Annotated in this window: 8 protein-coding genes; all 8 read right to left on the minus strand. The window is 72.0% G+C overall.

Annotated elements, in window-relative coordinates:
• Window positions 1-17 precede the first annotated feature (17 nt).
• A complete protein-coding gene (locus tag IEY79_RS00160; protein ID WP_189105160.1) occupies window positions 18-3,671 on the minus strand; it encodes a S1 family peptidase in 3,654 nt (1,217 codons plus the stop codon).
• A gap of 238 nt (window positions 3,672-3,909) precedes the next feature.
• Entirely contained in the window at window positions 3,910-4,845 is a 936-nt protein-coding gene (gene truB, locus IEY79_RS00165) for a tRNA pseudouridine(55) synthase TruB (RefSeq protein ID WP_189105161.1), read from the minus strand.
• Window positions 4,842-5,387, minus strand: coding sequence for a 30S ribosome-binding factor RbfA (gene rbfA / locus IEY79_RS00170; RefSeq protein WP_229700539.1), 546 nt, complete (start codon window positions 5,385-5,387; stop codon window positions 4,842-4,844). The genes truB and rbfA overlap by 4 nt, the downstream gene beginning before the upstream one ends.
• A 77-nt stretch (window positions 5,388-5,464) precedes the next feature.
• Window positions 5,465-5,758 (minus strand): DUF503 domain-containing protein, encoded by a 294-nt coding sequence (locus IEY79_RS00175; RefSeq protein WP_189105162.1) that lies wholly within the window; start codon window positions 5,756-5,758, stop codon window positions 5,465-5,467.
• A gap of 207 nt (window positions 5,759-5,965) precedes the next feature.
• Window positions 5,966-9,100, minus strand: a complete 3,135-nt coding sequence (infB, locus tag IEY79_RS00180; protein WP_189105163.1) for a translation initiation factor IF-2 — start codon at window positions 9,098-9,100, stop codon at window positions 5,966-5,968.
• A 155-nt stretch (window positions 9,101-9,255) separates the two neighbouring features.
• Window positions 9,256-9,528 (minus strand): YlxR family protein, encoded by a 273-nt coding sequence (locus tag IEY79_RS00185; RefSeq protein WP_189105588.1) that lies wholly within the window; start codon window positions 9,526-9,528, stop codon window positions 9,256-9,258.
• A 540-nt stretch (window positions 9,529-10,068) separates the two neighbouring features.
• Complete coding sequence (gene nusA / locus IEY79_RS00190; RefSeq protein ID WP_189105164.1) at window positions 10,069-11,121, minus strand: transcription termination factor NusA; 1,053 nt, start codon at window positions 11,119-11,121, stop codon at window positions 10,069-10,071.
• Between the two features lie 2 nt (window positions 11,122-11,123).
• The gene (gene rimP / locus IEY79_RS00195) at window positions 11,124-11,621 is read right to left on the minus strand and encodes a ribosome maturation factor RimP (protein ID WP_189105165.1); all 498 of its coding nucleotides are present in this window, start codon (window positions 11,619-11,621) and stop codon (window positions 11,124-11,126) included.
• Window positions 11,622-12,009: the final 388 nt, after the last annotated feature.

A 12,009-nucleotide genomic window follows, 5' to 3' on the forward strand; every position in this document is an offset into this window, starting at 1 on the left:
GTGTACGTGAATCTCTCTTACGCAGGTCTAAGACTGCCATGCCCGTGGCTTTTGACCCGCATCGGCATCGTGGTACCGAGCGACATGACGTACTCACGGGCCCTCGGCCCGATCACCGCCGCCCACTGCTGCGGGTCCTCGGCCAGCCACGCCGCGAGGAGGGAGGCGAATCCGGGCCTCTCACGTGCGAGACCGACCAGGCACCGATCGAGACGCGTGGCCCCGTCGGGGGTGCGGACAGACAGTAGGCCGGTACGGAGCACGAGACCGCGGGTGACGTCCTCGGCGCGCTTGTCGGACCCGAGCGCGGCATCCCTCAGCAGGGCGTGCAGTACCGGCGGCTCCGCCCCCGCCCCGTGGCGGCGCTCATGGGCGAGGAGTACGTCGAGGAGTTCGGCCCGCAGCGGGCCCGAGGGGGGGTTGCCGGGCGTCGCGAGCACCCGCGCCAGCTCCGTACGCACCTCGACGGGGCGGTGCAGGATCAGGCCCGTCACAAGGGGCAGGAGCGCCGCCCTGGCGGCCGGTCCGCACTCCAGTCGACGCTCGACGAACCGGGCGACGTGTGCGGCGCCCTCCGGTCTCCGTGCGACGTACTCGCTCACAACCGCCGCGGCGTGGTGGGTGAGTTGGGGCATCCGGAGTTCCGCGAGGGCCGTCAGCGGACCGGTGGGATCGGCTGCGGGGTTGTGCAGCCGCGTCCGGAAGGCGGCGAGAACAGGTTCGGGGTGGGTGTCCAGCGCCTCGGCGAGCGCGTCCGCCGGCATCCCCGCGTCGCCCCGTACGAAGGCTGCGACGGCCCGTTCCAGGTGGCGCGGGCGAGTCTCCGGGTCCCGTACGAGGAGACCGAGCGCCGCACCGTGCGTGCGGGGGTCGGTGAGCAGGGCCAGCGCGGCGCGGCGCAGTAGTTCGCGGTCGCCGGCGCTGGTGACGTGGCGGGCGGCCGTCGGTGCGTGGACGGCGGCGACGGTGCGGCGCTCGGGCCGCGTGTCCTGCGCCCAACGCCCGACGGCGCGGCAGAGTGCCGGCGGCTCGTCCTCGGCGAGGGCGGTGAGCAGTTCATCGGCGCGGGGGTGGGCTGCGGCCACCAGCGCCTCGGTGAGGTCGTCCGCGGCGAGAGATCGCCGAGAGTGCAGCAGTGCCTGCGCCGCGGTGGCGACGGTGGGGCGCACGGCTGCTCCAGGCGCGGTGGGCAGCGGGCGCTCGTCGGTGAACCAGCGGGACAGCAGTGGCTGTACGGCCCTGGGGTCGGCGTCCAGCAGACCGGCCGCGGCGTCCAGGTACCTCGGGAGGGTAACCGGCCTCTTGGGCGCCCCGTCGGCTGGCAGCAGCAGTCTCAGCAGATCCATGCGCGCGGCCTCGTCCACGCGCAACCGCGTCCAGAACCAGGGTCCGAACTCGGCGAGCCCACCGAGACGGTGCGGCCCTCCCTCGCGCACGGAGCATCTTGTGATGCATGGGGCGAGGCGCCTCAGCACCGGAAGGTACGGCTTCGTGTCCGGCACCCGCAGCAGCACCTCCCCGAGGAGGTGCGCGCCCCACCAGCGGGCGTCGACGAGCCGCGCGGCCCCGGAGCCGACCGTGCTGGCGGCGGCTCCGGCGGCGGAGTAATGCGCCGCGCCACCCGGTCCGTCGCCGAGGCGGTCCAAGGCGTCGATCAGGCCGTCCAGCCGGAGGGACAGCGCGACAGGGCCGGAGCCACGTCCGAGAAGCAGGAGAGCGTGCAAGACGGGGCCGATGCGGTGCGTCGGGACCGACGGGGCGCGCGGTACGGGGCCGCGTGGTCCGTGGAGTCCCGCACCGTGGCGGCGCGCCACCGATGCCGGGGTGCGCTGTGCGGGAACGGTCGGGCCGTTCGTCGGGCAGGCCTGGTGGACCAGGATCTCCAGGGCGGTGTCGACATCCAAGTGCGTGCCCTGGAGCCAGTCGCCCAGCTCCTCGTGGGCGAAGCGGTATCCCTGGCCGGCCGGGACCAACAGACCCTCTGCGAGGACTGCGGCAGCCCAGCCCGAGCTCGCCGGAAAGATCGCGTCGAACGAGTCGCGGTCCAACTCGCCCCGTCCGGGGCCGAGACAGTGCCGCGCCGCCTCGTGCGCCTGCCCCGCCACTCGCGCGGCCAGCCTGCCGACGGCGGCGCACTTAAGTTCGGGCGCGGTAGCGGCGGCGAGCCGCTCCGCGATCCGCAGACAGGTGAGGCCCAGGTGTGCGGTGAAGATGTCCACGCGGTCGGGCTGCCCCGCCACTTCGCCGGACAGCGCCTCCCGCAGCTCGCCCATCAACCGGAGCGACAGGGGATGAACCGCCTCCATCTCGGCGAGGGCCCCGGCGGGGATCCCGTACCGCTCGCGGGCGCGTTCAGCCTCCGCCGGCCGCAGGTCGCCGATAGGTACGGCGGGCGGGAGTCGACGGGCGGCGCGGGTCGAACGGTGCAGTACGTCCGACGGCCAGAGTGCCCCCGCCCGTTCCCAGAACTCGGGCCGGCAGGCGACGACCATCTTGGCGCCCCAGCTGTGGAGCCAGTCGACGGTGCGCGCGGTCCAGCCGGGCAGCGCGTGGACCAACTGGGGCGGCATCTCCTCCGGCCCGTCGAGCAGGACGAGCAACGGTCGCCCCGCGCGCCCTGCGGCCCTCGCCACCTGTTCGGGGGTTGGCGCGGCCACGTCGTCAGGCGAATCGCAGGCGACGACGGTGCGGCCCGCCGCGCGCAGCGTGCGCTCCAGCGCGTCGGCGAGCGAGGTGTCGTCGGCGCGCAGATCGGCGCCCCGCAGCCGGACGGTGGGGGCGGGCGCCGCCCCGTGGGCACGTCGGTCGGCAAGTGCGGCGAGTTCGGTCGTACGCCCGGTGCCGGGGTCGCCCACCAGGCCCAGGACGAGCGCGTCGGAAGACACGGTGGAGGCGGCCGACAGGCCGGCGAAAACACTCAACTCGCGCGACGTGTCGGCCCGTTCAACGAGCCTCGACGCATCAGCGGCCCCGGGGCCACCGTCCGCCGTCCCGCCCCGGGCCGTCGCCGTGAGCCGTAGAACGCCCGCCAAATTCAGGTCGTCTCCGTAGCAGCGGACACTGGCGTCGTTGAGGCGTAACAGCGCCGCGAGCGCTCCCCCGGGGTCCACTCCCGCACCCGCCCTCAGCGGGAGGGCGAGTCCGGCCGCGCGGTGCTCCGTGTGCAGCGCCGTACCGATGACACCCAGTACGGCGCCCGTCACTGCGTCCAGCACCGGCCCGCGCGAGGCCTCGCCACCCAGCCTCAGCGCGTCGCTGCCACCCGTGCCGATCGCCAACTCCAGCACCGTGTCCAGGAGATGGAAGCGGTCCGTCGCCGTGTAGGTGGCCGGGACGGCTCCCAGCACGCGCGCGTGACGCCACCCGTGGGCGGCGATCCGTACGTATGTCCCTGCCTCGACGTCACTCCGGGGGGAGATCGGCAGCGGTGGTACGTCGAGACCCTCGGTGCGCACAAGCGCCAGCCCGGCCTCCGGCAGCGGAACGATCGCGTCGCCGTCGGCCAGCCAGGTCCGCTCCCCCGGCGCGTGCAGAACCAGCCGTACGAGGCCGTCGACAGCCTCGTGACTGGTCACGACCGTCCCCACGTCATCGGCGACAAAGCCGGTCCCGCGGGGCCTGCCCGCCAGATCACAGATCCGCACCAGCATCGCCCGGTCCCCGCTACCCATGGCTCCGACGGTAGGCGGATGTTGATCAGCCGGAGAAGGACGCGAGGCGAAGGCGCCCCCAGTGAACCCTCCGTTCACTACGAGCGCCCGCCCGATGGGTTGAACCCCGAAGACCGCACGAAGGGGCGTACGTCAACGGAACGTCCGATCCACCGACGCCACCGACACCCGATCCACCGCCGCACCGTCCACCGGCATCCGGTGCACGGGCTCCGATCGAAGGCCGCCCGTCCCCTCCTCAGCCGAAGACCGCCAGGCTCTTCGCCTTGCCGCCCTGTTCCTCCACCAGCGCCAGGAACCGCCCGTCCGGCCCGAACGCCGCCACGGGCCCGGGGCCGCTGCCCGAGCCGACCCCGGCCCTCGCCCCGTCCCGCCGCGCGGGCATGTCCAGCCGCACCCCGTTGAGCAGCAGCTTCGCCCGCTTCTCGTCCACGTCCCAGCGCGGAAACGCCGAAGCGGCGGCGTCCGCCACCGGCATCACCGTCAGCCGCTCCTGGTGCTGGTCCAGCGTCCTGGCCTCGTCGAGGCCGTACGGACCGACCCGCGTCCTGCGCAGCGCCGTCAGATGCCCCCCGACCCCGAGTCCGGCACCGAGGTCACGCGCGAGGGCGCGGATGTACGTGCCGGAGGAGCAGACGACCGACACGACCAGGTCGACCACGGGGGTCCCGTCCTCCGCGACGTCCTGGCGGACGTCGTACACCTGGAACGACGAGACGGTCACCGGCCGCGCCGGGATCTCGAAGTCCTCGCCGCCCCGTACACGGGCGTACGACCGTTTCCCGTCGATCTTGATCGCGCTGACCTTGGACGGCACCTGCATGATCGCGCCGGTGAGCGTGGCCACCCCGGCGTCGATGCCCTCGCGGGCGACCCCGGACGCGTCGGTGGACGAGGTGGTCTCGCCCTCGGCGTCGTCGGTGACGGTGTCCTGCCCCAGCCTGATCGTGCCGAGGTACTCCTTCTCGGTCAGGGCGAGATGGCCCAGCAGCTTGGTGGCCCGTTCCACGCCGAGGACGAGAACGCCCGTCGCCATGGGGTCGAGCGTGCCGGCGTGACCGACGCGACGGGTCTTGGCGATGCCGCGCATCTTGGCCACGACGTCGTGCGAAGTGAAGCCCGACGGCTTGTCCACGATGACAAGCCCGTCGGGCGTGGGGAGTTGCTGTGTCATTTAGCGGCGGCGCCGTCCGTGTCGTCGCCGTCGCCGCGGCCGGCCTCACCGGCGCCGGACGCGGCCTCCGCCCCGCCCTCCGCCTCCGCCCCGTCCTCGGCGTCGTCGTCCTCGTAGCCCTCGTCTCCGGGCTTACGGTAAGGGTCGGCCTCGCCCGCGTAGGTCTTACCGGTCGACACCTCACGCACCTCGGCGTCCTTCGCGCGCGCCTTGTCGAGAAGGTCCTCGATGGTGCGGGCGTTGTCCGGCAGCGCGTCCGGCACGAACGCCAGCGTCGGCGTGAACCGGACGCCGGTCTGACGGCCCACCTCGGAGCGCAGCACGCCCTTGGCGCTCTCCAGGGCGGCGGCGGACGCCGCACGCTCCTCGTCGTCGCCGTAGACCGTGTAGAAGACCGTGGCCTCCCGCAGGTCGCCGGTGACCCGGGCGTCCGTGATGGTCACGAACCCCAGCCGCGGATCCTTGATACGCCGGTCCAGGGTCTCCGCGACCACGACCTGGATGCGATCGGCCAGCTTGCGGGCCCGCGCGTTGTCGGTCACCGGTCCGTCACTCTTCCTTCTGGGTTTCTTGTCTGCTGCTCTTGCCGCGACGACCGCCGCCTGCCGGGCGGCAGGCCTCAGTCGTCGTCTCCGTGCAGCCGCCGTCGTACGGACAGCAGCTCCACCTCCGGACGGCCGGCGACCATGCGCTCGCACCGGTCCAGAACGTCTCTCAGATGCCCCGTGTCCCCGGACACCACCGCCAGACCGATCTCGGCCCTGCGATGGAGATCCTGATCGCCGGTCTCCGCCACACTCACCCCGAACTTCCTCTGGAGCTCGGCGACGATCGGCCGGACGATCGAGCGTTTCTCCTTCAGCGACCGTACGTCGCCGAGGAGCAGGTCGAAGGACAGTGTCCCCACATACATGTGTATCCGGATGTCCCGCCGGTACGGGGTCGGGCCCGCCAGCGCTTGGCAGGGGCACATAAACCGTACACGGAACGGCCGGGGCCGATCGACGGATTAAGCACCGTCGACCGGCCCCGGACCGCCGATGCCGCCCGAGCAGAACCCGGGCGGCATCGGCACCGTGCGACACGTCGGTCACGCGGTGGTGGGTACCACCGGTGTACGTCAGCCGCGCGGCTTCTCGCGCATCTCGTACGTCGCGATGACGTCGTCGATCTTGATGTCGTTGAAGTTTCCGAGGTTGATACCGCCCTCGAAGCCTTCGCGGATCTCGGTGACATCGTCCTTGAAGCGGCGCAGACCCTGGATGTTGAGGTCCTCCGCGATGACCTTGCCGTCGCGGACGAGCCGGGCCTTGGTGTTGCGCTTGACCTCGCCGGACCGGATGAGAACACCCGCGATGTTGCCGAGCTTGGACGAGCGGAAGACCTCGCGGATCTCCGCCGTACCGAGCTCGATCTCCTCGTACTCCGGCTTGAGCATGCCCTTGAGGGCCGCCTCGATCTCCTCGATGGCCTGGTAGATCACCGAGTAGTAGCGGACGTCGACACCCTCGCGGTCGGCCATCTGCGAAGCACGCCCGGCGGCGCGCACGTTGAAGCCGATGACGATGGCGTCGGAGCCCATCGCCAGGTCGATGTCGGACTCCGTGACCGCACCGACGCCGCGGTGCAGGACCCGGATGTCGACCTCTTCACCGACGTCGAGCTGGAGCAGCGAGGACTCGAGAGCCTCCACCGAACCGGACGCGTCGCCCTTGATGATGAGGTTGAGTTCCTGCACCAGGCCGGCCTTGAGGGCCTCGTCCAGGTTCTCCAGGGAGAACCGGACGCCCTTGCGGGCGAACGCCGCGTTCCGCTCACGAGCGGCACGCTTCTCGGCGATCTGCCGCGCGGTGCGGTCCTCGTCGACGACGAGGAAGTTGTCGCCGGCACCGGGGACGTTGGTGAGTCCCAGGACCAGGACGGGGGTCGCGGGACCCGCTTCCTCGACGTTGTTGCCGTTGTCGTCGAGCATCGCCCGGACACGGCCGTACGCGTCACCGGCGACCATCGTGTCGCCGACGCGCAGCGTGCCGCGCTGGACGAGCACGGTGGCGACGGCGCCGCGACCGCGGTCGAGGTGCGCCTCGATGGCGATACCCTGCGCGTCCTGTTCCGGGTTGGCCCGGAGGTCGAGCGAGGCGTCCGCCGTGAGGACCACGGCCTCCAGCAGGCTGTCGATGTGCAGACCCTGCTTGGCGGAGATGTCGACGAACATGGTGTCGCCGCCGTACTCCTCGGCCACGAGGCCGTACTCGGTCAGCTGACCGCGCACCTTGGTCGGGTCCGCGCCCTCGACGTCGATCTTGTTGACCGCGACCACGATCGGCACGTCGGCCGCCTTGGCGTGGTTCAGCGCCTCGATCGTCTGGGGCATCACACCGTCGTTCGCCGCCACCACGAGGATCGCGATGTCGGTGGACTTGGCACCACGGGCACGCATGGCGGTGAACGCCTCGTGGCCCGGGGTGTCGATGAAGGTGATCCTGCGCTCTTCGTCGTTGACCTCGGTGGCGACCTGGTACGCGCCGATGTGCTGCGTGATACCGCCGGCCTCGCCCGCGACGACATTCGTCTTGCGAATGGCGTCGAGGAGCCGGGTCTTACCGTGGTCGACGTGACCCATGACGGTCACGACCGGCGGACGTGCGACGAGGAACTCCTCGCCACCCTCGTCCTCGCCGAACTCGATGTCGAAGGACTCGAGAAGCTCGCGGTCCTCCTCCTCCGGGCTGACGATCTCGACGACGTAGTTCATCTCGCCGGCGAGCACGTGCAGGGTGTCGTCGGAGACGGACTGCGTGGCAGTGACCATCTCGCCGAGGTTCATCATCACGGCGACGAGCGACGCCGGGTTGGCGTTGATCTTCTCCGCGAAGTCGGTGAGAGACGCACCGCGCGACAGCCGGACAACCTGTCCCTGGCCACGCGGCAGCATCACGCCGCCTACCGACGGGGCCTGCATGGCCTCGTACTCCTGGCGCCTCTGCCGCTTCGACTTACGGCCACGACGGGCCGGTCCGCCGGGGCGGCCGAACGCGCCCTGTGTGCCACCACGGCCGCCGGGACCACCCGGACGTCCGCCGAAACCGGGACGGCCACCGCCGCCACCGAAACCGCCACCACCGGGACGACCCGGGGCACCGCCGCCGCCACCGGGGCGACCGGCGAAGCCACCGCCGCCACCGCCGCCGCCACCGGGACGACCGGCGAAACCGCCGCCGCCACCGGGACGACCGCCGCCACCGCCGCCACCGGCGGGCCTGTTGGCACCACCGGGACCACGGCCACCGCCGGGGCCGCCGCCGGGACGCGGGCCCGCGGCGGGACGCTGCGGCATCATGCCCGGGTTCGGGCGGTTACCGGCGGGGCCGCCGCCGGGACGCGGGGACTGCGGACGCGGCATACCGCCGGGGCTGGGGCGACCGCCCTGGCCACCGGCACCGGCCTGCGGACGGGGACCGCCCTGACCGGCGCCCTGCGGACGCGGACCACCGGGAGCGCCGGCGCCGCCGGGACGCGGGGCACCACCCGGACGGGGCGCCTGCGGGCGCGCCATTCCGGTGGAACCACCCGAGGTGAAGGGGTTGTTGCCCGGACGGGGACCCGCCGGACGAGCACCCGGACGGGCGCCCTGACCCGCGGGACGCGCGGGGCGCTCGCCACCGCGGCCACCGTCACGGCCGCCGTCGCGCTGACCGCCGGACGGAGCCGGACGGGCGGCAGGACCACCGGTGGGGCGGGGCCCCGGGGTGGCCGAACCGGAACGCGGGGCCGCCGGAGGCTGCGGGGCCTGGGGCGCCTGCGGCGCCGCCGGGGCCGGAGCCGAGAACTCGGCCGCGGGCACCGGAGCCGGTGCGGGCTTCGACGCCGGGGGCTTCGGACCGGGACGCGGGCCGGAGGCGGGCGTCGCGGCCGGAGCCGGAGAGGGAGGGGTGCTGCTCTGCGGTGCCTCGGCGGCGGCCGGCTTGGGGGCCGGGGCGCCGGGCTTGGGAGCAGCCGGACGTGCCGCCTGCGCCGGGGAGGGCGCGGCGGGCTTGGCGGGGCTCGCCTTACGAGGGGCCCCGGGCTTCGCCGCAGGCTTCGCGGCGTTGCCGCCGGGGCCCTGCAAAGCATCAGTCAATTTGCGTACAACCGGCGCCTCGATCGTCGAGGACGCCGAACGGACGAATTCACCGAGTTCTTGGAGCTTGGCCATGACGACCTTGCTCTCCACGCCGAACTCCTTGGCGAGTTCGTATACCCGGACCTTAGCCACTTCGCTCCTTTTAGGTCCGGGTTACCGCCGGACCGTCGCTACTTCATGGGCGTACTCATCGCGTACTCATCGAGTGCTCATCGCAATCTCGACCTACTTCCAACTCGCGAGGTACCTGAATCGCACGGGGTTCCGTGCCGTACGTCTTCTTGCATTTACGCCTGCTCGACATGTCGGCGCAGTTCCGCGCTGTCGAGCGGTCCCTTGACCCTGAAGGCCCTGGGAAACGCCCGGCGGCGGACCGCCTGATCGAGACAGAACGAGACGGGGTGTACATACGCGCCCCGGCCGGGCAGCGTACCGCGTGGATCAGGGAGGCAAGCACCCTCGACCACCACGGTGCGCAGCAGATCGTTCTTGGGCGCTCGCTCCCGGCATCCCACGCAGGTTCGCTCAGGGCAGGCGCGAGCGTGCGTCCGGCCAGACATGCTCAAGTCTACCTCCCCGCGCCGGCCTCCCCCCTTTTGGGGCGACGGACGAGCGCTTGCTGGCCAAAAAGACTCGGTTGATCTCCGCACCGTCCGTCGGCATACGTCGCCGCAGGTCGCGGGCGCCGGGCGGAGTTGATCGACTGGGGGCGACCGCTACTGCCGGTGCGCGGCGGGTGGCGGCCGATGGCTGGATACGGTGCGGGCGGTCACCGGCGGTGACGGGGCGGGTGATGGTGCGAGGGCCGCACGGAGACGGGGCGACGGCCTCGCGGGGACGGGGCGGTCGCGGTGCGGCGACGGCGCGGTGAAGAGGCGCCGGCCGGGCACGATGATGATCGTTTCCGTGGCGATCGTCACTGTGCCCTGTGCCCCCGTGTCCCGCACTTCGCGCCCCTCGGAGCCTCGTACCGTACGTCGCCGGGCCCGGGACCCGTACGGGCTCCGGAGCCCGTACGTCGCGGAGTCGCGGACTCCCGCCCCGTGGCGGGGCGCCGTACGCCGTCCCGTGGCCCCCTGTGGCCTCGTCCCGCCGCCGGGTCAGCCCCGGTCGCCGCGAGGCGGCCGGCCGCCCGCGGCGGCGCCGTTGTCCTCCGCCCCGTCCGCCCCGTCGGTCTGCTCCGTGTCGGGCCGGATGTCGATGCGCCAGCCGGTGAGGCGGGCGGCGAGGCGGGCGTTCTGCCCTTCCTTGCCGATCGCCAGTGACAGCTGGTAGTCCGGCACCGTCACCCGCGCGGAGCGGGCGCCGAGGTCGACGACCTCGACCTTGCTGACCCGGGCCGGCGACAGGGCGTTCGCGACCATCTCGGCCGGATCGTCCGACCAGTCCACGATGTCGATCTTCTCGCCGTGCAGCTCCGCCATCACGTTGCGCACCCGCGCCCCCATCGGGCCGATGCAGGCGCCCTTGGGGTTGAGACCGGAGCGGGTGGACCGTACGGCGATCTTCGTGCGATGACCCGCCTCTCGGGCGATCGCGCAGATCTCCACGGAGCCGTCCGCGATCTCCGGGACCTCCAGCTCGAAGAGCTTCTTGACGAGGTTGGGGTGGGTACGCGACAGGGTCACCGAGGGGCCCCGTACGCCCTTGGCGACGCGGACCACGAACGTACGGAGCCGCAGACCGTGCGTGTACTCCTCGCCCGGCACCTGCTCCTGCACAGGGAGGATGGCCTCCAGCTTGTCGTCCAGGCGCACCAGGACGTTGCGTGGGTCCTTGCCCTGCTGGACCTGGCCGGCGACGACATCGCCCTCACGCCGCGCGTACTCACCGAACGTGACGTCGTTCTCGGCGTCCCGCAGCCGCTGCTGGATGACCTGCCGCGCCGTGGTGGCGGCGATACGGCCGAAGTCCGACGGGGTGTCGTCGAACTCCTTCGGCTCCTGGCCCTCCTCCAGCTCCGACGGGTCCTCCTTGGCCCACACCGTTACATGACCGTTGTCGCGGCTGAGGACGACGCGGGCGAGACGGCGGCTTCCCTCGGTGCGGTGGTAGGCGATGAGGAGGGCGGATTCGATCGCCTCGACCAGCAGGTCGAACGGGATCTCCTTCTCTTGTGCCAAGCCCTTCAGGAGCTTCACATCGATGTCCATGGCTACGCCTCCTCTTCCTTCTTGTCCTTGCGGTTGAACTCGAGCTCCACGCGCGCCTTGGCGATCGACACGAATTCGACCCGGCGGGCGGTCGGCTTGCGCCCTTTCACGCCCGGTACTTCGAGGTCGAGCCCCTCTTCGTCCACCGCGAGGACACGGGCCACGAATTCGTCGCCCTCATGGAGCTGAATCTTCGCCAGACGGCCGACGGCGCGTACGTAATGACGGCGCTCGGTCAGCGGGCGGTCGGCTCCGGGGGAGGTCACTTCGAGCTGGTACTCGTCCTCGCCCATCACGTCGGTCTCGTCGAGGGTCGTGGAGATGGTGCGGCTCAGCTCGGCGCACGCGTCGAGATCCACGCCGTCGTCGGAGTCGACCACGATCCTCAGCACACGACGCCTGCCCGCCCGGGCCACCTCGATCTCTTCGAGATCCAGGCCCTTCGCGCTGACGAGCGGTTCCAGCAGTCCGCGCAGCCTCTCGCTGTGGGTCGTGCTCATCCGGGTGACTCCTCGGCCGCGTGTGTGCTGTTGTGGGATCGTCGCGTGTCAGGCAAAGGGTATCCGGTCGCGGGGGGTGTTGCCGTCCACCTGCGGCTGACCCGCAGGTACGCTCGCCTGCGGTGATCACTGCGAGGCCCGAGGGAGACACGCGTGGGGCGCACGGGGACGACACGGCGAGGTGCGCTCCTGGCTGCGGGGGCCGCGGCGGGGGGTCTGCTGACCGCCTGCTCGGGTGGTGACGACGGCGACGGATCTGACGGCCCGACAAGCGCGGCCGCGGTCCGGGCCGCGAAGGCTCTGAAGGCGAAGTCCGCCGACAGGAGTCGCGAACTCCTGCGGCAGTACGACGCGGTGCTTGAGCGGCACCCGGATCAGGCCACACTGC

Origin of the sequence: Streptomyces camponoticapitis, from assembly GCF_014646115.1 — a bacterium.
In the GTDB taxonomy this organism is placed as follows: domain Bacteria; phylum Actinomycetota; class Actinomycetes; order Streptomycetales; family Streptomycetaceae; genus Streptomyces; species Streptomyces camponoticapitis.